The organism is Acidovorax sp. GW458-11-26-14-TSB4 (genome assembly GCF_059423865.1).
This window is the reverse complement of the sequence record NZ_JBWKYR010000040.1, coordinates 1-20378: the sequence shown is the minus strand read 5'-3', so window position 1 is coordinate 20378 and position 20378 is coordinate 1. Positions and strand designations below refer to the sequence as shown.

Annotated in this window: 18 protein-coding genes; all 18 read left to right on the top strand. The window is 67.2% G+C overall.

Annotated features, from left to right (window positions below):
* The first annotated feature begins 24 nt into the window (after positions 1 to 24).
* The 18 genes from scpB (at position 25) to AC07X5_RS31810 (ending at position 20132) form a co-directional block, all read left to right on the top strand.
* Positions 25 to 1065: an SMC-Scp complex subunit ScpB gene (gene scpB / locus AC07X5_RS31895; protein WP_494773424.1), complete on the top strand. Its 1041-nt coding sequence runs from the start codon at positions 25 to 27 to the stop codon at positions 1063 to 1065.
* Entirely contained in the window at positions 1062 to 2912 is a 1851-nt protein-coding gene (locus AC07X5_RS31890) for a pseudouridine synthase (protein WP_494773423.1), read from the top strand. Before scpB ends, AC07X5_RS31890 begins: the two co-directional genes overlap by 4 nt.
* 98 nt (positions 2913 to 3010) lie before the next feature.
* Positions 3011 to 3436, top strand: coding sequence for a nucleoside-diphosphate kinase (ndk, locus tag AC07X5_RS31885; RefSeq protein WP_124512046.1), 426 nt, complete (start codon positions 3011 to 3013; stop codon positions 3434 to 3436).
* 87 nt (positions 3437 to 3523) lie between these two features.
* Complete coding sequence (rlmN, locus tag AC07X5_RS31880) at positions 3524 to 4717, top strand: dual-specificity RNA methyltransferase RlmN (protein ID WP_494773422.1); 1194 nt, start codon at positions 3524 to 3526, stop codon at positions 4715 to 4717.
* 26 nt (positions 4718 to 4743) lie between these two features.
* Complete coding sequence (gene pilW / locus AC07X5_RS31875) at positions 4744 to 5583, top strand: type IV pilus biogenesis/stability protein PilW (RefSeq protein ID WP_494773421.1); 840 nt, start codon at positions 4744 to 4746, stop codon at positions 5581 to 5583.
* Between the two features lie 4 nt (positions 5584 to 5587).
* Positions 5588 to 6535, top strand: a complete 948-nt coding sequence (locus AC07X5_RS31870; RefSeq protein WP_409962839.1) for a helix-turn-helix domain-containing protein — start codon at positions 5588 to 5590, stop codon at positions 6533 to 6535.
* Positions 6536 to 6559: 24 nt separating this feature from the next.
* Positions 6560 to 7855 (top strand): flavodoxin-dependent (E)-4-hydroxy-3-methylbut-2-enyl-diphosphate synthase, encoded by a 1296-nt coding sequence (gene ispG / locus AC07X5_RS31865; RefSeq protein ID WP_409962848.1) that lies wholly within the window; start codon positions 6560 to 6562, stop codon positions 7853 to 7855.
* Between the two features lie 177 nt (positions 7856 to 8032).
* A complete protein-coding gene (gene hisS, locus AC07X5_RS31860) occupies positions 8033 to 9301 on the top strand; it encodes a histidine--tRNA ligase (RefSeq protein WP_409962846.1) in 1269 nt (422 codons plus the stop codon).
* A gap of 16 nt (positions 9302 to 9317) precedes the next feature.
* On the top strand, positions 9318 to 10004 hold the full coding sequence (locus tag AC07X5_RS31855) for a YfgM family protein (RefSeq protein ID WP_494773420.1): 687 nt from the start codon (positions 9318 to 9320) through the stop codon (positions 10002 to 10004).
* Positions 10005 to 10024: 20 nt separating this feature from the next.
* Positions 10025 to 11182, top strand: a complete 1158-nt coding sequence (gene bamB, locus AC07X5_RS31850) for an outer membrane protein assembly factor BamB (protein ID WP_494773432.1) — start codon at positions 10025 to 10027, stop codon at positions 11180 to 11182.
* Positions 11183 to 11195: 13 nt separating this feature from the next.
* Positions 11196 to 12539: a ribosome biogenesis GTPase Der gene (gene der, locus AC07X5_RS31845; RefSeq protein ID WP_494773419.1), complete on the top strand. Its 1344-nt coding sequence runs from the start codon at positions 11196 to 11198 to the stop codon at positions 12537 to 12539.
* A gap of 281 nt (positions 12540 to 12820) precedes the next feature.
* The gene (hfq, locus tag AC07X5_RS31840; RefSeq protein ID WP_007848873.1) at positions 12821 to 13075 is read left to right on the top strand and encodes an RNA chaperone Hfq; all 255 of its coding nucleotides are present in this window, start codon (positions 12821 to 12823) and stop codon (positions 13073 to 13075) included.
* A 63-nt stretch (positions 13076 to 13138) separates the two neighbouring features.
* The gene (gene hflX, locus AC07X5_RS31835) at positions 13139 to 14314 is read left to right on the top strand and encodes a GTPase HflX (protein WP_494773418.1); all 1176 of its coding nucleotides are present in this window, start codon (positions 13139 to 13141) and stop codon (positions 14312 to 14314) included.
* A gap of 53 nt (positions 14315 to 14367) precedes the next feature.
* Positions 14368 to 15753, top strand: a complete 1386-nt coding sequence (gene hflK / locus AC07X5_RS31830) for an FtsH protease activity modulator HflK (RefSeq protein WP_494773417.1) — start codon at positions 14368 to 14370, stop codon at positions 15751 to 15753.
* 9 nt (positions 15754 to 15762) lie between these two features.
* Positions 15763 to 16677, top strand: a complete 915-nt coding sequence (gene hflC / locus AC07X5_RS31825) for a protease modulator HflC (protein ID WP_409957792.1) — start codon at positions 15763 to 15765, stop codon at positions 16675 to 16677.
* 200 nt (positions 16678 to 16877) lie between these two features.
* A complete protein-coding gene (locus AC07X5_RS31820; protein ID WP_494773416.1) occupies positions 16878 to 18026 on the top strand; it encodes an ATP phosphoribosyltransferase regulatory subunit in 1149 nt (382 codons plus the stop codon).
* Between the two features lie 33 nt (positions 18027 to 18059).
* Positions 18060 to 19436 (top strand): adenylosuccinate synthase, encoded by a 1377-nt coding sequence (locus AC07X5_RS31815; RefSeq protein WP_494773415.1) that lies wholly within the window; start codon positions 18060 to 18062, stop codon positions 19434 to 19436.
* A 171-nt stretch (positions 19437 to 19607) separates the two neighbouring features.
* Entirely contained in the window at positions 19608 to 20132 is a 525-nt protein-coding gene (locus AC07X5_RS31810; RefSeq protein WP_409957789.1) for a phosphoribosyltransferase, read from the top strand.
* The last annotated feature ends 246 nt before the right edge of the window (positions 20133 to 20378 follow it).

Here is a 20378-nt window from a genome sequence, read left to right as displayed (position 1 = left end):
CTTTTTTCCCGGAATCGCTGAACCATGAACACGGTGGATGCCAAGCGGGTCCTTGAGACTGCCCTGATCTGTGCGCAGCAGCCTGTGCCGCTGCGCGAGATGCGGGTGCTGTTCAATGACGCCCTGGGTACGGACACGCTCAAGCTGCTGCTGCTCGACCTGCAGCGCGACTGGGCCCACAAGGGGGTGGAGCTGGTGCAGGTGGCCACGGGCTGGCGCCTGCAGAGCCGCCCCGAGATGCGCGAATACCTGGACCGGCTGCACCCCGAGAAGCCGCCCAAGTACACGCGGGCCACGCTGGAGACGCTGGCCATCATTGCCTACCGGCAGCCGGTGACGCGCGGGGACATCGAGGACATCCGCGGGGTGACGGTCAACAGCCTGATCATCAAGCAGCTCGAGGACCGGGGCTGGGTCGAGGTGATCGGCCACCGCGAGACGGTGGGCCGGCCCTCGCTGTTCGCCACCACGCGCCAGTTCCTCGATGACCTGGGCCTGGCCTCGCTGGACCAGCTGCCCATGCTGGAGGACGCCTCGGGCCACGCCAATGTGCTGGAGGCCATGGCGGCCGCAGCGCAGGGGCAGCAGGCGGTGATCGAGGAAGAGGGCGCCGCGGACGACGCGCAGCCGCCTGGGGGCGATGCCCCGGCGGCATCGATTGCCGAGTCGGCCAATGGCGATGCCGCGGCCGAGCCTGTTCAGCAGACCCTGGCCGGTCTGGAAGGGGAGGCTTTGCCCGATGGGGATGCCGATGCTGAAGACAACGATGGCCATGGCGATGATGATGACGATGGGCTCGTTGCAGCAGCAGCTGCGTGGGCGTTGGACGCCGCCGAGGTCCTGCTGCCGGACGATGCTTCGGGCGAGGCCGTGGGTGGTGGGGCTGCGCAGTCGCAAGAGCCGTCAAGGCCCGACCCCGATAGCCATGTGGTGGCCGGCGACGATGCGGCCCAGGTCAGCACCGCTTCGGGTGCGGACGATTTGAACGAGACGGAGCGGGGCGACGATGTTCCCCGTGACGATGATGACGATGCCCCACAGGGCGTCCAGGGAAAGCTTTCATGAACGACGATTCGACGACCCCCGACCCCGCCACCGCTGGTGCGGAGGCTGCCATGCCCCCCGCCAAGCCACGCCGCGCTCCGCGCAAGAAGGCGGCGCCTGCCGACGCAGCGCCTGCCGCCGCGGATGAGGCTGCCAATGCCGTGGCTTCGGTCGAGGCGGCGCAGCCGTCTGCCGAGGAACTGCCTGCCGCGGTGAAGAAGCCGCGCAAGCCCCGCCAACCCAAGAAGGTGGCCGAGGCAGCCGAGGAGGTGCCCGAGGTGCCGGCCCCGCAGTTGACGGTGCAGGACGAACTGCCCCTGGCCCCGCCTGCCGCTGCGCAGGAGGTGGCGGTGGAGGCTGTAGCGGCCGCACCGGTGCCCATGGTGGCGGCTGCGCCCGCCGTGCTGGTTGACCGAGCACCCGGCGCGCGCATCTATGGCGATGTGCCCGATGCGGCGGTGGACGAAGCTCCCGCGGCAGAGGCCGGCGGCGGCGACGAGGGGCCGGGCGGCCCGCGCGAGGGGCGGGCGCGCAAGGACGGGCGGGACCGCAACAAGGCGGCCGGGCGCGAAGGCGCCCGGGAAGCTGCAGGTGGCGGTGGCAAGGGTGGCCAGCAGGGCAAGGGCGGCAAGCCGCAGCGCGGCGTACCGGGCTACCAGTTCGAGGACGTGGTGTCCGGCCAGTTCGATGCGGACGAGGAGTCCGACGAGGCCGTGCCCCTCAAGCGCGTGCTGCTGCCCCAGGTGGAAACGCCCAAGCTGCACAAGGTGCTGGCCCAGGCCGGCCTGGGCTCGCGCCTGGAGATGGAGCAGCTCATCCTGGAAGGGCGCATCTCGGTCAATGGCGAGCCGGCCCACATCGGCCAGCGCATCCAGTTCGGCGACCAGATCAAGGTCAACGGCAAGCCCATCCGCTTCCGCATCGACCCGCCGCCAGCGCGCGTGATTGCCTACCACAAGCCTGTGGGCGAAGTGGTCTCGCACGACGACCCGCAGAACCGCCCCACCGTGTTCCGCAAGCTGCCGCGCCTGCAACAGGGCAAGTGGCAGTCCGTGGGCCGGCTGGACCTGAACACCGAAGGCCTGCTGCTCTTCACCAGCTCGGGCGAACTGGCCAACAAGCTCATGCACCCGCGCTTCGGCCTGGAGCGCGAGTACGCCGTGCGCGTGCTCGGCGCCCTGAGCAATGAAGAAAAGCAAAAGCTGATCGAAGGCGTGCGCCTGGACGACGGCATGGCTGCCTTCGGCTCCATCGAGGACGGTGGTGGCGAAGGTGCCAACTGCTGGTACCGCGTGACCATCTCCGAAGGGCGCAACCGCGAGGTGCGGCGCATGCTGGAGTCGGTGGGCCATGCGGTCAGCCGCCTCATCCGCATCCGCTATGGCGCCATGGTGCTGCCGCGCGGCCTCAAGCGCGGCGCCTGGCTGGAACTCGACGAGGGCGACATCCGCGCGCTGGCGCAGGCCGCAGGCGGCGGCCGCGAACCTGGCCAGGGCCGCCCGGAGGGGGCTGCCGGCGAAGGCGCTGGCCAGGGGCAGGGCAAGCGGAGCAACAACAACCGGGGCCGTGGCGGCCCGCGTGGCGACGGCAGCCGCCGCGACCAGCCTCCGGGTGCCAACGCCTTCGGCAACGGCCCGCGCGGCCAGAAGCCGCGCCGCGATGGCGGCGGCGGTGGTGGCCGGGGCGGCAACGGCGGCGGCCGTGGCAACGGGAATGGGGACGACCGCCCGCGCGGCGCGGCCCAGCCCGATCCGATGAAGACTTCGGTGGGCTATATCGGCTCGGACAGCCTGTCCCGCCATCGCCAGGCCCAGCGCGGCCCGGGCGGGGGTGGCGGCGGCTCGCGCCGGGGCGGCCGAGGCCGTTGATTCACAGGGGTTACCCGGCGCACGGTTAGAATCGAGGGTTTTGTCCAGTGGGCAAAAGAATCCGCACCGTTTATATCCATCCAATCAGGAAAATCACCATGGCAATCGAACGCACTCTCTCCATCATCAAGCCTGACGCAGTCGCCAAGAACGTGATCGGCCAGATCTACGCCCGTTTCGAAGCCGCCGGCCTGAAGGTCGTGGCTGCCCGCATGGTGCACCTGTCGCGCCTGGAAGCCGAGCAGTTCTACGGCGTGCACAAGGCACGTCCCTTCTTCAAGGACCTGGTCGACTTCATGATCTCCGGCCCCGTGATGATCCAGGCCCTGGAAGGCGAGAACGCCATCCTGAAGAACCGTGAACTGATGGGCGCCACCGACCCCAAGAAGGCAGAAGCCGGCACCATCCGCGCCGACTTCGCCGACAGCATCGACGCCAACGCCGTGCACGGTTCGGACGCTGCCGAAACGGCTGCCGTGGAAGTGGCCTTCTTCTTCCCCGGCCTGAACATCTACTCCCGCTGAGATGGTGGTCCCCATGCTTGAGCCCACCCCGGTAGGGCGGCCGCACCATGGGGACGACTGCGAGCGGTTACCCGAAGGGACGCCGCTATGACGACCACGATCGAAACGACCGCCGCGGTGAACGCCGTTCCTGCCGCCAAGGCAGCGGCGACCACCGCCACCACGACCAACCTGCTCGAGTTCGACCTTGACGGCCTGGCCGCCTTCTGCGAGAAGCTGGGTGAGAAGCGCTTTCGCGCGACCCAGCTGTTCCGCTGGATCCACCAGCGTGGCGCGCACGACTTCGACGCCATGAGCGACCTGGCCAAGGCCCTGCGCGACAAGCTCAAGGGCTGTGCGCACGTGCAGGCGTTGCCGGTCATCACCGAGCATGTCTCGGCCGATGGCACCGTCAAGTGGCTGTTCGACGTGGGCGATGGCAATGCGGTCGAGGCCGTCTTCATCCCTGAGGACGACCGCGGCACGCTGTGCATTTCCTCCCAGGCCGGCTGCGCCGTGGGATGCCGCTTCTGCTCCACCGGCCACCAGGGCTTCAGCCGCAACCTCACCACCGGTGAGATCGTGGCCCAGCTGTGGTTTGCCGAGCATGCGCTGCGCAAGCGCCTGGGCAAGAGCGAACGCATCATCTCCAATGTGGTGATGATGGGCATGGGCGAGCCCCTGCAGAATTACACGGCCCTGGTGCCAGCCCTGCGCGTGATGCTGGACGACCATGCCTATGGCCTGTCGCGCCGCCGCGTGACGGTGTCCACCTCGGGCGTGGTGCCCATGATCGACCGGTTGGCCCAGGACTGCCCGGTGGCGCTGGCCGTTTCGTTGCATGCGCCCAACGATCCGCTGCGCGACAACCTGGTGCCGCTGAACCGCAAATACCCGATCGAAGAACTGCTGGCCGCATGCAACCGCTACCTGGAGCATGCGCCGCGCGACTTCATTACTTTCGAATACTGCATGCTGGACGGGGTCAATGACCAGATCGAGCATGCGCAGCAGCTGATCGACCTGGTCAAGCCCGCGCGCGGCGAGGGCGTGCGCTGCAAGTTCAACCTGATCCCGTTCAACCCGTTTCCCGCGTCGGGCCTTTTGCGTTCTTCGCAGGCGCAGGTGATGGCCTTTGGCAAACTGCTGAGCGACGCGGGCATCGTGACCACGGTGCGCAAGACGCGCGGCGATGACATCGACGCCGCCTGCGGCCAATTGGCCGGCGACGTCAAAGATCGCACAAAAGCGGCGGAACGCATGGCCAGACAGCGCACAATCGCGCTCAAACCGGTGACCTGACACATCAAACTTGAAGGAGGCTCTACATGGTGGGATTGGCTGAACGCTGGCAGTGCATGGGGCGCTTTGCGCTCCTGGCCTGCGGGGTGGTGGCGTGCATGGTGGGGCTTTCGGGCTGCACCACCACCAGCAGTGGCGGTGCATCGGCCAACCAGGGCAGCAACGCGGTCTTCACGCCCTCCGATGAGCCCGAGGCGCGCCGGCGCGCGCGCATCCGCCTGGAGCTGGCCACCAATTACTTCGAGAACGGGCAGACCACCGTGGCCCTCGACGAGGTCAAGCAGGCCCTGGTGGCCGACCCCACCTATTCCGACGCCTTCAACCTGCGCGGCCTGATCTACCTGCGGCTCAACGAGTTCGGCCAGGCCGAGGAAAGCTTTCGCCGCGCGCTCGGTCTGCGCAGCAACGACCCCAACCTGCTGCACAACCTGGGCTGGCTGCACTGCCAGCAGCGCAAGTACGCCGAGGCCGACCAGAGCTTCGTGACGGCGCTGGCCAACCCGGCCTATACGGCGCGCGGCAAGACGCTGATGGCGCGCGGCCTGTGCCAGGTGGAAGCCGGCCAGGTGGCCGAGGCCGAGCAGTCGCTGCTCAAGGCCTATGAGCTCGATGCGTCCAACCCCGTGGTGGGCTACCACCTGTCCAATCTGCTGATGCGCCGCAATGAGCTCACGCGGGCGCAGTTCTACATCCGCCGCCTGAACAACAGCGAGTTCGCGAATGCAGAAACGCTGTGGCTGGGCATCAAGGTCGAGCATGGCCTGGGTGACACGGTCGCCCTGCGCCAGTTGGGTGATCAATTGCGCAGGCGCTTCCCGGAAGCGCGTGAGACGGGTGCCTATCAGCGTGGGGCTTTCAATGAGTGATTCGGTGGCAGGGGTTTCGGTGCACGAAGAAGTACCAGGGGCGGCAGGAGGGCGCACGGCAGGGGCCCTGCTGCGCGAGGCGCGCATGGAAGCGGGCCTGCACATCGCGGCGCTGGCCGTGGCCCTGAAGGTGCCGGTCGCCAAGCTGGAAGCCCTGGAGGCCGACAATTTCGCCATGCTGCCCGACACGGTGTTCGTGCGCGCCCTGGCATCGAGCGTGTGCCGTACCCTCAAGATCGATGCGGCGCCCATCCTGGCGCTGCTGCCGCAGAGCAAGAGCCCGCGCCTGGTGGCGGGCAATGCCGGGATCAATGCGCCGGTCAAGGGCAGCAGCTCCAGCGCTGGCAATGGCTCCTTTGCCCCGGCGTCCTCGGGCGGCAAGAAGTCCTGGGCCATCACCGTGGTGGTGCTGGCCTTGCTGGTCGGCGCGCTGGCCATCATGTTCGTGCCGGCCGACCGCAACCCGTTCGGCGGCAGTGCGGGCGACGATGCGCCGAGCGCTCCTCCGGTGTCCGCCCAGGAACCCCAGCCCCCGGTGGCTGCGGCTTCGGACCCGGCCGCGGCTGCGCTGCCCACCACGGCTGCGGTGACCGCGCCGGCTTCGGCCCCTGCCGTCAGCCCTTCCGCACCTGCAGCAGCCGTGGCGGCCAGTGCTGCAGCGGCACCGGCCGTGGCCGCTGCGGCGTCGGCCCCCGATGCGGCTGCGGTATCGGCCTCCAGCGTGCTGACCTTGAGCGCGCGCGGCGCCTCCTGGGTGCAGGTGCGCGACGCCAATGGAACCATTGCGCTGGAGCGCAATCTGGCAGTGGGTGAGTCGGTGGCCGTTTCGGGCGCGCTCCCCCTGAAGGTGGTGGTCGGCCGGGCCGATGTGACCGATGTGTTCGTGCGTGGCAAGCCGTTCGCGCTGACCACCATTTCGCGCGAGAATGTCGCGCGCTTCGAGGTGAAATAAGTGGACGAAAAGCTCCTGACCGATCTGGCCCCGGTTGCCATTGCCCAGCCCGCCCCCCGGCGCTCCCGCCAGGCCCGTGTGGTCTGGGGCTCGCGCGTGGTCACGGTCGGGGGCGACGCGCCGGTGCGCGTGCAGTCCATGACCAACACCGATACGGTGGATGCCATCGGCACGGCCATCCAGGTCAAGGAACTGGCGCAGGCCGGCTCCGAGTTCGTGCGCATCACGGTGAATACGCCCGAGGCGGCCCAGGCCGTGCCCTACATCCGCGAGCAGCTCGACCGCATGGGCGAGACCGTGCCGCTGGTGGGGGATTTCCACTTCAATGGCCACCGGCTGCTGACGGACTACCCGGACTGCGCGCAGGCGCTGTCCAAGTACCGCATCAACCCCGGCAACGTGGGCAAGGGCGACAAGCGCGACCGCCAGTTCGGCCAGATGATCGAGGCCGCCATCCGCTGGGACAAGGCCGTGCGCATCGGCGTGAACTGGGGCAGCCTGGACCAGGAACTGCTGGCCCAGCTGATGGACACCAACAGCCGCCGTGCCAAGCCCTGGGAAGCGCGCCAGGTGATGTACGAGGCGCTGATCACCTCGGCCATCGAGTCGGCACGCCGCGCGGAGGAAATGGGGCTGAACGGCGACCAGATCATCCTGTCGTGCAAGGTCAGTGGCGTGCAGGACCTGATTTCCGTCTACCGCGCCCTGGCGCAGCGCTGCGACTACGCGCTGCACCTGGGGCTGACCGAGGCCGGCATGGGGACCAAGGGCACGGTGGCTTCCGCCACGGCGCTTTCCATCCTGCTGCAGGAGGGCATTGGCGACACCATCCGCGTGTCCCTCACGCCGCAGCCCGGCGAGGCCCGCACGCAAGAGGTGGTGGTGGCCTCCGAGATCCTGCAATCGCTGGGTTTGCGCGTCTTTGTGCCCAGCGTCACGGCCTGCCCTGGTTGTGGCCGCACGACCAGCACCACCTTCCAGGAACTGGCCAAGCAGATCGACGACTACCTGCGCGCGCAGATGCCGGTCTGGCGCGTCAAGTACCCGGGCGTGGAGAAGATCAAGGTCGCGGTGATGGGCTGCATCGTCAACGGCCCGGGCGAAAGCAAGCACGCCGACATCGGCATCAGCCTGCCCGGTACCGGCGAAGCACCGGCGGCGCCTGTCTTCATCGACGGCGAGAAGGCCATGACCCTGCGCGGCGAGAACATCGCCAACGAATTCCACCAGGTGGTCGAAAACTACATCGAGAAGCGCTTCGGCGGCTCCCATCCGGTGGCTGCGCCGGCGGTGGATGCGCCCGACAGCGCACTCGCCTGACCTGGCGGCGGCCGACGCCCCTGCGACAATCGCACCCTGCGGGCCTGAACGGCCCAGCGAGGCGGCTCCCGAAAGCCGCCTCCCGTATCCCTATCCAACTGGAAGCCCATTGCCGTGAGTAAAGACGTATCCGCCGCTGCCGCCGCCAAACCCGAGAAGCTGGTGGCGGTCAAGGGCATGAACGACATCCTGCCGCCCGATTCCGCCCGCTGGGAGTGGCTGGAGGACAAGGTGCGCCAGCTGATGGCGCGCTATGCCTACCGCAACATGCGCACGCCCATCGTCGAGCCCACGCCGCTGTTCGTGCGCGGCCTGGGCGAGGTCACCGACATCGTCGAGAAGGAGATGTACTCCTTCGAGGACCGCCTGAATGGCGAACGCCTGACCCTGCGCCCCGAGGCCACGGCCGGCGTGGTGCGCGCCGTGGTCGAGCATTCCATGCTCTACGAGGGCGGCAAGCGCCTGTACTACATGGGCCCGATGTTCCGCCACGAGCGTCCCCAGCGTGGCCGCTACCGCCAGTTCCACCAGATCGGTGCCGAGGCCCTGGGCTTTGGCGGCCCCGAGGTGGATGCCGAGCTGATCCTGCTGGCCAATGCGCTGTGGAAGGACATCGGTCTCACCAACGTGCGCCTGGAGCTCAACAGCCTGGGCCAGCCCGAGGAGCGCAAGGCGCACCGTGCGGCGCTGATCGCTTACTTCGAGCAGAACATCGACCAGCTCGACGAGGAGGCGCGCCGCCGCCTGCACGCCAACCCGCTGCGCATCCTGGACACCAAGAACCCGGCCATGCAGGCGCTGGTGAATGCCGCGCCCCGGCTCATCGACTTCCTGGGTGCCGAGTCGCTGGCCCACTTCGATGCGGTCAAGGCCATCCTGGACGCCAATGGCGTGGCCTGGACGGTCAACCCGCGCCTGGTGCGCGGCATGGACTACTACAACCTCACGGTGTTCGAGTTCATCACCGAACAACTGGGCTCGCAGGGCACCATCTGCGGCGGCGGCCGCTACGACTACCTGATCGAGCAGATCGGCGGCAAGCCGGCGCCCGCCGTGGGCTGGGCCCTGGGCGTGGAGCGTGTGCTGGAGCTGGTCAAGGAGCAGGGCGCCCAGGTGCCGGCGCTGGTGCCGGACGCCTATGCCGTCATCCCCGGCCGCACTGCATTGCCGACCGCCATCCGGGTGCTGGAACAATTGCGGGCAGCGGGCGTGCAGGTGCAGATGCACGGTGCGGCCACGGCCAGCGAAGGCATGGGCAGCATGAAGTCCCAGTTCAAGAAGGCCGACAACAGCGGCGCGCAGTATGCTTTGGTGTTTGGCGATGACGAACTCGCCCGCGGCACCGTCACCGTGAAGTCCCTGCGCGATGGCGCAGGAGGTGCCCAGGTGGAGCAGCCGCTCGCCAATGTGGCCGATTGGGCCGCCACCCTACAATCCACCCGTTAATCCTTACCTACCCTCCATGGCAAATCAATTAGACCTCGAAGAGCAGGAACAACTCGACCAGCTCAAGCATTTCTGGAACCAGTGGGGTACGCTGATCAGCTGCGTGCTGATCGTGGTGTGCGGTTCGCTGGCGGCATGGAACGGTTACCAGTACTGGCAGAGCCGCCAGGCCACCAAGGCGGCGGCGCTGTTCGATGCCGTCGACGTGGCCAACCGCGCCAAGGACCAGGCGCGCGTGGAGCAGGCCTTTGGCGACCTCAAGGCCAGCTATGCCGGCACGCCGCAGGCGGCCCAGGCCGGTTTCCTGGTGGCCCGCGGCCTGATCGAGGCTGCCAAGCCCGATGAGGCGCGCGAAGTGCTGGCCTGGGTGGCGGCGAATGCGGGCGACGACGGCTTCAAGGCCCTGGCCAAGCTGCGCCTGGCCGCCGTGCTGACCGAGCAGAAGAAGTACGACGAGGCGCTGGCCCAGCTCTCGGGCTCGCTGCCCGCCGCCTTCGACGGCGTGGCTGCGGACCACCGTGGCGACATCCTGATGCTGCAGGACAAGCGCACCGAAGCCCTGGCCCAGTACACCAAGGCCTACAAGGCCATGAGCGAAGACGTGGAATACCGCCGCCTGGTGGAGGTCAAGCTCAATGCGCTGGGCGCCAACCCCGCCGCCGAGACGGTGGCCGCCGCAAAGACGGCCGAGGCTGCCAAATGAGCGCGCGCGCCCTCTCCCGGATGAACAAGGGTGGCAGCGCCGCCCGCGGCCTGGTGCTGCTGGCCCTGGCGGCATCGCTGGCCGGCTGCTCGATGATGCCCAGCGGCTCCTTCTGGGGCGGCTCCTCCAAGCCGGTTCCGGCCGACCTCGGCGCCAACGTGCCGGTGCTCGGCGTGCGCCAGGCCTGGACTGGCAAGGTCGGCTCGGTAGCCGGCCTGTCTCTGGACGTGCGTGTCAATGGCACGACGGTGACCCTGGCTTCGGCCGATGGCACCGTGGCGGCCATCGACGCCCGCACCGGCGCCGATGTCTGGCGCCTGGCCCTGGCCGAGCCGCTGTCTGCCGGTGTAGGCAGCGATGGCAAGCTGGCCGCGGTGGTGGCGCGCAGCAATGCGCTCATCGCCATCGATGCCGGCCGCGAGCGCTGGCGCCAGCCCATGGCCTCGCAGGTCTTCACCGCCCCGCTGGTGGCCGGTGGCCGCGTGTTCGTGCTGGCCGCCGACCGCACCGTGACCGCCTTCGATGCGGCCACGGGCAAGCGCCTGTGGACGCAGCAGCGTCCCGGCGAACCCCTGGTGCTGCGCCAGGACGGCGTGCTGCTGGCGGTGGGCGACACCCTGGTGGTGGGCCTGTCCGGCCGCCTGGTGGGCCTGAACCCCGACAACGGCAGTGCCCGCTGGGAGGCCCCGCTGGCCAGCTCGCGCGGCACCAACGACGTCGAGCGCCTGGTGGACCTGGTCGGCAACGCCAGCCGCGTGGGCGAATCGGTCTGCGCCCGGTCCTTCCAGTCCACCGTGGGCTGCGTGAACGTGGCGCGCGGCTCCGTGGCCTGGACGCAGCGCGCCGCGGGCGCCGACGGCATCGACGGCGACAAGGATGCGATCTTCGGCACCGAGAGCAATGGCTCGCTGGTGGCATGGAACCGCAACGATGGCACCCGCCTGTGGGGCTCGGAGCGCCTCAAGCACCGCAAGCTGACGGCGCCTTTGCTGCTGGGCCGCTCGGTCGTGGTGGGTGACGACACCGGCCTGGTGCACCTGCTGTCGCGCGCCGATGGCGCACCGCTGAATCGCCTGACCACCGATGGGTCGGGCATCGCCGCCCGCCCTGTGGCGGCGGCAGACACCCTGGTGGTCGTCACGCGCAATGGCGCGGTGCTCGGCTACCGACCTGAATGACGGATCCTATTCAATGAAGCCAGTAATCGCCCTCGTGGGGCGGCCGAATGTCGGTAAATCCACGCTGTTCAACCGCCTGACGAAGTCCCGCGACGCGATCGTGGCGGACTTCGCCGGGCTCACGCGTGACCGCCACTACGGCAATGGCAAGCAGGGCAAGCACGAGTACATCGTCATCGATACCGGGGGCTTCGAGCCCGATGCCTCCAGCGGCATCTACCGCGAGATGGCCAAACAGACGCAGCAGGCCGTGGCCGAGGCCGATGTGGTGATCTTCGTGGTGGATGCGCGCGCCGGCGTCTCGGCGCAGGACCATGACATCGCCAACTACCTGCGCCGGCTGTCCAAGCCCTGCGTGCTGGTGGCCAACAAGGCCGAAGGCATGGTCGAGGGCATCCAGCTGGCCGAGTTCTATGAGCTGGGCCTGGGTGAGGTGCAGCCGGTATCGGCCGCGCACGGCCAGGGCATCCGTGGCCTGGTGGACCTGGCACTGGCGCCGCTGAACCTGCCCGAGCCCGATGAGGACGATGCCTCGGGCGACAAGAGCGTGATCAAGCTGGCCGTGGCCGGCCGCCCCAACGTGGGCAAATCCACGCTGATCAACACCTGGCTGGGCGAGGAGCGCCTGGTGGCCTTCGACATGCCGGGCACGACGCGCGATGCGATCACCGTGCCCTTCGAGCGCAACGGCCAGCGTTTCGAGCTGGTGGACACGGCCGGCCTGCGCCGCAAGGGCAAGGTGTTCGAGGCGATCGAGAAGTTCTCGGTGGTTAAGACGCTGCAGGCCATCGAGTCGGCCAACGTGGTGCTGCTGCTGCTCGACGCCACGCAGGGCGTGACCGACCAGGATGCGCACATCGCCGGCTACATCCTGGAAAGCGGCCGCGCCGTGGTGCTGGCCGTGAACAAGTGGGATGCGGTGGACGAGTACCAGCGCACCTTGCTGGAGCGCTCCATCGAGAGCCGCCTGTCGTTCCTGAAGTTCGCCTCCATGCACTTCATCTCGGCCAAGAAGCGCCAGGGCCTGGGCCCGCTGTGGACCTCCATCGTGCAGGCGCACAAGGCGGCCACCTGCAAGATGTCCACCCCGGTGCTCACCCGGCTGCTGCTGGAGGCGGTGCAGTTCCAGGCGCCCAAGCGTTCAGGCATGTTCCGCCCCAAGCTGCGCTATGCGCACCAGGGCGGCATGAACCCGCCGGTGATCGTGATCCACGGCAATTCGCTGGAGCACGTGACCGACGCCTACAAGCGCTTCCTGGAAGGGCGCTTCCGCAAGGAGTTCGACCTGGTGGGCACGCCGCTGCGCATCGAGGTCAAGACCTCGCACAACCCGTTCGTGGACAAGGACGAAGGCTGACCCCCGCGCGGTGCGCCAGCCGCCCGCAGCCCCACGGCCGGTTCCTGTATATGCTGCATTGCAGCATGGTTATTGCAGCGACATGAATCTGTGCATGGCGCTCAAGGGTAACCATCTGTTTCTGCCTCCGCATATTCCCAGAGGTAATTCCCTGTTAAAGCCTTGATCCGGCGTGAAGAAAGGCCGGATTGGCGAAAGGCCATGCAATCAGGCGGCAAAAGTCTTACTTTGCTGTGGTAAGGTGGTGGTTTACAACAACATTTTTGAACACGGAGAATATCGTGAGCAATAAAGGCCAACTTTTGCAAGATCCTTTCCTGAACGCACTGCGCAGGGAGCATGTGCCGGTCTCCATCTATTTGGTGAACGGTATCAAGCTGCAAGGGCAAATCGAATCGTTCGACCAGTACGTGGTGTTGCTGCGCAATACCGTCACGCAGATGGTCTACAAGCATGCCATCTCCACCATCGTGCCCGGCCGTGCGGTCAACTTCTCGACGGCCGAAACCCCTGATGCAGACGGCGCCGGCAACTGAGTTGCGGCATCCAGTTCAGCATTCAATCCTGGGTCAGATGGTCATGGGCGGAGGTGATCCGCTTTGAGCGCCCCCGCATCTTCTGAGGCGGGTGGGGCTTCGGTATTGCTGGTGGGGGTGGATTTCGGTCTCCCCCATTTCGACGGCGAGCTCGAAGAGCTGGGTCTGCTGGCGCAGACCGCGGGGCTCAACCCCGTGGCGCGCCTGACCTGCAAGCGCAAGGCTCCCGACGCCGCCCTGTTCGTGGGCAGCGGCAAGGCCGACGAAATCCGCACCTTGGCGCAGATGCACGGTGCGGTGGAGGTGCTGTTCGACCAGTCGCTCAGCCCGGCGCAGCAGCGCAACCTGGAGCGGCACCTGGAGCTGCCGGTCTCCGACCGTACCTTCCTCATCCTCGAAATCTTTGCCCAGCGCGCGCGCAGCCATGAGGGCAAGCTGCAGGTGGAGCTGGCCCGGCTGCAGTACCTCAGCACGCGCCTCGTGCGCCGCTGGTCGCACCTGGAGCGCCAGACCGGCGGCATCGGTGCGCGCGGCGGCCCGGGCGAAAAGCAGATCGAACTGGACCGCCGCATGATCGGCGAGGCCATCAAGCGCACGCGCGAGCGCCTGATCAAGGTCAAGCGCCAGCGTTCCACGCAGCGGCGCCAGCGCGACCGGCGCGATACCTTCACCATCTCGCTGGTGGGCTACACCAATGCGGGCAAGTCCACGCTGTTCAATGCGCTGGTGAAGGCACGCGCCTATGCGGCCGACCAACTGTTCGCCACGCTCGACACCACCACGCGCCAGCTCTACCTGGGTGATGCTGGGCGCTCGGTGTCGCTGTCCGATACCGTGGGCTTCATCCGCGACCTGCCGCATGGCCTGGTCGACGCCTTCCAGGCCACCTTGCAGGAGGCGGTCGATGCCGACCTGCTGCTGCATGTGGTGGATGCCTCCAACCCGAACTTCCCCGAGCAGATGGACCAGGTGCAGCGCGTGCTGCACGAGATCGGCGCGGCCGACATCCCGCAGCTGCTGGTGTTCAACAAGCTCGATGCGCTCGAGGCCGGGCAGCAGCCCGCAGTGCTCGAAGACGAGTACGAAGTGGAGGGGCTGATGGTGCCGCGCCTGTTCGTGAGCGCACGCTCCGGCCAGGGGTTGGACAATCTGCGCCGCGTGCTGTCGGCGCGGGTGCTGGCGGCGCAGCAGGGCATGACCCCAGCCGACGCCATCCCATTGCCAGCCCAAGGGGAGTGATTGGGCACAATGCCGTTTTGATCGATGCCACCAGAGAACCAGAGACTTTGCGCATGAATTTCCAAAATCGCACCCTACGCTGGGCTTCGCTGCCAGAACGTATCCGGGGCATGTTCAATCTGAACGATCCCCGCTGGGGCCGTGGCGACGACAACAAGTCGGAAGATGGCGCCCGACCGGACGATCGGCAGGCGCCGCCCCCCGCAGGCAACCGCGGACGCGAGAACAACAAGGGCCAGGGCAACAATGCCCAGCCGCCGGATCTCGATGAGCTGTGGCGTGACCTCAACCGCAAGCTCGGCGGCCTGTTCGGCGGCAAGGGCGGCGGTGGCGGGCGTGGTACGGGCGGCTCCGGCAATGGCAGCTTCCAGCCGCCCGACATGAAGAGCGCGGGCGTGGGCGTGGGCCTGATCGCCGGCATCGTCTTCGTGATCTGGATGGGCACGGGCTTCTTCATCGTGCAGGAAGGCCAGCAGGCCGTGATCACCCAGTTCGGCAAGTACAAGAGCACGGTGGGTGCGGGCTTCAACTGGCGCCTGCCGTACCCGATCGAGCGCCATGAGCTGGTGTTCGTGACGCAGATCCGCTCGGCCGATGTGGGCCGCGACAGCATCATCAAGAGCACCGGCCTGCGCGAGTCGGCCATGCTCACGGAAGACGAGAACATCGTCGAGATCAAGTTCGCCGTGCAGTACCGCCTGAGCGATGCGCGCGCTTGGCTGTTCGAGAGCAAGAACCCTTCGGATGCCGTGGTGCAGGCTGCTGAAACAGCGGTGCGCGAGGTGGTGGGCAAGATGCGCATGGACACGGCGCTGGCCGAAGAGCGCGACCAGATTGCGCCGCGCGTGCGCGCACTGATGCAGACCATCCTGGACCGCTACAAGGTGGGCGTCGAGGTGGTGGGCATCAACCTGCAGCAAGGCGGCGTGCGCCCGCCCGAGCAGGTGCAGGCCTCGTTCGACGATGTGCTCAAGGCCGGGCAAGAGCGAGAACGCGCCAAGAACGAGGCCCAGGCCTATGCCAACGACGTGATTCCGCGCGCTGTCGGTTCCGCCTCGCGCCTGAATGAAGAGGCGGCGGCCTACAAGGCGCGCATCGTGGCGCAGGCGCAGGGTGATGCGCAGCGCTTCTCGTCCGTGCTGGCCGAGTACCAGAAGGCGCCCCAGGTCACGCGCGACCGCATGTACCTGGAAAGCATGCAGCAGATCTACGGTAACGTGACCAAGGTGCTGGTGGATTCGCGCCAGGGCTCCAACCTCCTGTACCTGCCGCTGGACAAGATCATGCAGAGCGCGGCCGCGGGCGCGCCCGCGACGCTGGAGTCGCCGCCGGCCAATGCCGCATCGACCGTGGTGCCGACCCTGCCGCCCACGACCACTTTTTCGAACGACCCCCGCGCGCGCGACAGCAACCGTACGCGCGAACGTGAATCCCGCTAGGAGCAGCTCGTGAACAGAGTCGGATTTATTGCATCCACCCTCCTGGTGGTGCTTGCACTCATGAGCTCCATGCTCTTCGTGGTGGACCAGCGCCAGTTCGGCGTGCTCTACGCGCTCGGGCAGATCAAGGAAGTGATCACCGAGCCGGGCCTGAACTTCAAGCTGCCACCGCCGTTCCAGAACGTGACCTACATCGACAAGCGCCTGCTCACGCTGGACAGCACCGATACGGAACCCATGCTCACGGCCGAGAAGCAGCGCGTGGTGATCGACTGGTACGTGCGCTGGCGCATCTCCGAGCCCACCCAGTACATCCGCAACGTCGGCCTGGACGAGGGCGCCGGCGCCATGCAGCTCAACCGCGTGGTGCGCAATGCCTTCCAGGAAGAGATCAACAAACGCACCGTGAAGGAGCTGCTGTCGGTGAAGCGCGAAGCGCTGATGGCCGATGTGAAGCGCGAAGTGCTGGAAACCGTGCGCGGCGCCAAGCCCTGGGGCGTGGACGTGGTGGACGTGCGCATCACCCGCGTCGACTATGTGGAAGCCATCACCGAGTCGGTGTACCGCCGCATGGAAGCCGAGCGCAAGCGCGTGGCCAATGAACTGCGTTCCACCGGCGGCGCTGAAGGCGAAAAGATCCGCGCCGATGCGGACCGCCAGCGCGAGATTGCCATTGCCAATGCCTACCGCGATGCCCAGAAGCTCAAGGGCGAAGGCGATGCCGAAGCGGCCCGCATCTACGCCGAGGCCTTTGGCCGCGACCCGCAGTTTGCGCAGTTCTACCGCAGCCTGGAGGCCTACAAGTCCAGCTTCAACAAGAAGAGCGACGTGATGGTGGTGGACCCCTCGTCGTCGGACTTCTTCAAGGCCTTCCGCGGCGGCGCGCCGGCCCCGGCCGCGCAGTCTGCGGCGCCACGCAAGTAGCCCGCCACGGCCCGGCCGTGCCCACAGCGGCAGCCCTGCTCAGCAGGGTTGCCGCTTTTTTTTGGGAGCCGCTCCCGTCCCGTGGGACACTGCCGGCGCCCGGATTTTCACGCCCCGGTCACTTTGGCGGCAGACACCCCATGGGGGGTGCTTTGCCGGTGCCGGTAGAATCACGGTTTTAACAGCCTCCCCTTTTCTCCATGTCTGCTTGGGTCCTGCCGGATCACATTGCCGATGTCTTGCCGTCCGAAGCACGGCACATCGAAGAATTGCGTCGCGGGCTGCTCGACACGGCGCGCTGCTATGGCTATGAGTTGGTCATGCCGCCGCTGCTGGAGCACCTGGAATCCCTGCTGACCGGTACCGGTGAGGCGCTGGACCTCCAGACCTTCAAGCTGGTGGACCAACTGTCGGGCCGCTCCATGGGCCTGCGTGCCGACACCACGCCCCAGGTGGCCCGCATCGATGCCCACCTGCTCAACCGCAAGGGCGTGACGCGGCTGTGCTACTGCGGCCCCGTGCTGCACACCCGCCCCGACCGCCCCCATGCCACGCGCGAGCCGCTGCAGTTCGGCGCCGAGATCTATGGCCATGCCGGGCTGGAGGCCGACCTCGAAGCCTTGCAACTGGCACGCGAGTGCCTGCGCGTTGCCGAGGTGCGCGACACCACCATCGACCTGGCCGACGTGCGCATCGTGCGCAGCCTGCTGGCCGGCGTGGCGGTGGATGCATCGCTGCTCAGCCGCATCCATGGTGCATTGGCGGCCAAGGACGCGAGCGAGCTGGCCTCGATCACCCGTGATTTCCCTGCCGCCTCGCGCGAAGGACTGCTGGCGCTGCTGCAGCTGTATGGCGACGAATCCGTGCTGGCCGAGGCCGACAAGGCCTTGAAGCACATCGCCGGCGTGTCCGAAGTGCTGTCGCACCTGCGCTGGCTGGCCTCGCGCCTGGATGGTGCCGTGGTGACCTTCGACCTGGCTGACCTGCGGGGCTATGCCTACTACAGCGGCACCCGCTTTGCCATCTACGGCAAGGGCGCCGGCGATGCGCTGGTGCGCGGCGGCCGCTATGACGAAGTGGGCGCCGTGTTCGGCCGCAACCGGCCGGCGGCCGGTTTCAGCCTGGACATCAAGCAGTTGGTGAGCGTGGTGTCGCCGCGCGCCCTGAAGGCCGCCATCCGCGCGCCCTGGGGCGAAGCGAGTGACGTGAATGCCGCCATTGCCGAGCTGCGCCGCCAGGGCGAGACGGTGGTGTGTGTTCTGCCTGGGCACGGGAGCGAAGTCGATGAGTTCCACTGTGACCGAGAGCTGGTGCAGGTTGCGGGCCAGTGGGTCGTGCAGGCTGTTTGATCGAGTTAATTGCAATTGAGAATTGGGTCTGAGATGAAAGCAAGCAAAGGTCGCAACGTCGTGGTGGTCGGAACCCAGTGGGGTGACGAAGGCAAGGGCAAGCTGGTGGACTGGCTGACGGAGAGCGCGCAGGGCGTGGTCCGTTTCCAGGGCGGCCACAACGCCGGCCACACCCTCGTGATCAACGGCGTGAAAACCGCGCTGCACCTGATCCCCAGCGGCATCATGCGCCCGGGCGTCAAGTGCTACATCGGCAACGGCGTGGTGCTGTCGGCCGCCAAGCTCTTCGAGGAGATCGAAGGCCTGGAGAAGGCTGGCGTGGAAGTGCGCTCGCGCCTGCGCATCAGCGAGGCCTGCCCGCTGATCCTGCCGTTCCACGCGGCCATCGACGTGGCGCGCGAAGCCGCGCGCGAGCAGGGCGGTACCGAGAAGATCGGCACCACCGGCCGCGGCATCGGCCCCGCCTACGAAGACAAGATCGCCCGCCGCGCCCTGCGCGTGCAGGACCTCAAGTACCCCGAGCGCTTCGCCACCAAGCTGCGCGAACTGCTGGACTTGCACAACCACGTGCTCACCACTTACCTGGGTTCGGCGAAGTTCGTCTTCGGCGATGCCCTGAAGCCCTACATCCAGGACGGCAAGGTGCAATTCGACGTGGTGTACGCCGAAGCCATGCGCCATGCCGAGCTGCTCAAGCCCATGATGGCCGACGTCTCGCGCGAGCTGAACGACGCCCACCAGGCCGGCGCCAACCTGCTGTTCGAAGGCGCCCAGGGCACGCTGCTCGACGTGGACCACGGCACCTACCCCTACGTCACTTCCAGCAACTGCGTGGCCGGCAATGCCGCAGCGGGTTCGGGCGTGGGCCCCGGCATGCTGCACTACATCCTGGGCATCACCAAGGCCTACTGCACCCGCGTGGGCGGTGGCCCCTTCCCGACCGAGCTGGACTGGGAAGTGCCCGGCACCCCTGGCTACCACATGAGCACCGTGGGCGCCGAGAAGGGCGTGACCACGGGGCGCAGCCGCCGCTGCGGCTGGTTCGACGCCGCGCTGCTCAAGCGCAGCGCCCAGGTCAATGGCCTGTCGGGCCTGTGCATCACCAAGCTCGATGTGCTCGACGGCCTGTCCGAGCTGCTGCTGTGCACCGGCTACGAGCTCGATGGCGAGAAGATCGACCTGCTGCCCATGGGTGCGGAAGACATCGCGCGCTGCAAGCCCATCTACGAGACCCTGCCCGGCTGGAGCGACACCACCGTGGGCGTGACCGACTATGCCAAGCTGCCCGAGGCGGCCCGCCGCTACCTGGAGCGCATTGCCGAAGTGACCGGCGTGCCCATCCACGTGATCTCGACCAGCCCGGACCGTGACCACACCATCATGATGCAGCACCCCTACGCGGCCAACTGACCTGCATGCCGTGGCCCGGGCCGATGACGAGCGGCCCGGGCCGCATGGCCTGCCCGCCGTGCGGAGCAGTGCCTGCTTTTTGTATTTCCTCTATATGACGATAGGGCTTGCCCTGGCGCCTGCGCCGTGTGATCCTTCGTTTACAAGCCATTACCCCCAGGAGCCCTGCCCATGTTGACCGAAGACGGCAAACACCTTTATGTCAGTTACGACGAGTACCACAGCCTGATTGAAAAGCTGGCGCTCAAGGTGCACCAGTCGGAGTGGGAGTTCGACACCATCCTGTGCCTGGCCCGTGGCGGCCTGCGCCCCGGCGACATCCTGAGCCGCATCTTCGACAAACCGCTGGCCATCATGTCCACCAGCTCCTACCGCGCCGAAGCCGGCACGGTGCAGGGCCACCTGGACATCGCCCGCTTCATCACCACCCCCAAGGGCGAGATCGCCGGCCGGGTGCTGCTGGTGGACGACCTGGCCGATTCCGGCCACACCCTGCATGCCGTGATCGACATGCTCAAGACCAACTACGCACCGATTACCGAACTGCGCAGTGCCGTCATCTGGACCAAGGGCATGTCCACATTCACGCCGGACTACTCGGTGGAGTTCCTGCCCACCAACCCCTGGATCCACCAGCCCTTCGAAGGCTATGACAGCCTGAGCCCTGCCAAGCTGCTGGAGAAGTGGCGCGTCTGATTGGCCCCAGGGCCGGCGCAGCAAGTGGAAGGAGGGCGCAAGCCCTCCTTTTTTCTTGCCGGGTTCCGGGCTTGGGGGAAGGCCATGCCGATGGCTGTGCAAATTCTTCTGTTTTCCCTGCTTGGCCATCAAAGTGGTGCTATAGTCGAGGGCTTCGCTGCACAGAGGCCCTTGTTGGGAAGTCTGGGTGGTTCGAAGAAGGAAGTTTGCAAAAACTTCGAAGTTTTGGAAAAGACGCCGATTTCT

Bases quoted from the DNA above. Each gene is read 5' to 3' on its own strand.
- scpB (WP_494773424.1), top strand. From the start codon at position 25: ATGAACACGGTGGATGCCAAGCGGGTCCTTGAGACTGCCCTGATCTGT.
- AC07X5_RS31890 (WP_494773423.1), top strand. From the start codon at position 1,062: ATGAACGACGATTCGACGACCCCCGACCCCGCCACCGCTGGTGCGGAG.
- ndk (WP_124512046.1), top strand. From the start codon at position 3,011: ATGGCAATCGAACGCACTCTCTCCATCATCAAGCCTGACGCAGTCGCC.
- rlmN (WP_494773422.1), top strand. From the start codon at position 3,524: ATGACGACCACGATCGAAACGACCGCCGCGGTGAACGCCGTTCCTGCC.
- pilW (WP_494773421.1), top strand. From the start codon at position 4,744: ATGGTGGGATTGGCTGAACGCTGGCAGTGCATGGGGCGCTTTGCGCTC.
- hisS (WP_409962846.1), top strand. From the start codon at position 8,033: ATGAACGACATCCTGCCGCCCGATTCCGCCCGCTGGGAGTGGCTGGAG.
- AC07X5_RS31855 (WP_494773420.1), top strand. From the start codon at position 9,318: ATGGCAAATCAATTAGACCTCGAAGAGCAGGAACAACTCGACCAGCTC.
- bamB (WP_494773432.1), top strand. From the start codon at position 10,025: ATGAACAAGGGTGGCAGCGCCGCCCGCGGCCTGGTGCTGCTGGCCCTG.
- der (WP_494773419.1), top strand. From the start codon at position 11,196: ATGAAGCCAGTAATCGCCCTCGTGGGGCGGCCGAATGTCGGTAAATCC.
- hflK (WP_494773417.1), top strand. From the start codon at position 14,368: ATGAATTTCCAAAATCGCACCCTACGCTGGGCTTCGCTGCCAGAACGT.
- AC07X5_RS31820 (WP_494773416.1), top strand. From the start codon at position 16,878: ATGTCTGCTTGGGTCCTGCCGGATCACATTGCCGATGTCTTGCCGTCC.
- AC07X5_RS31815 (WP_494773415.1), top strand. From the start codon at position 18,060: ATGAAAGCAAGCAAAGGTCGCAACGTCGTGGTGGTCGGAACCCAGTGG.
- AC07X5_RS31810 (WP_409957789.1), top strand. From the start codon at position 19,608: ATGTTGACCGAAGACGGCAAACACCTTTATGTCAGTTACGACGAGTAC.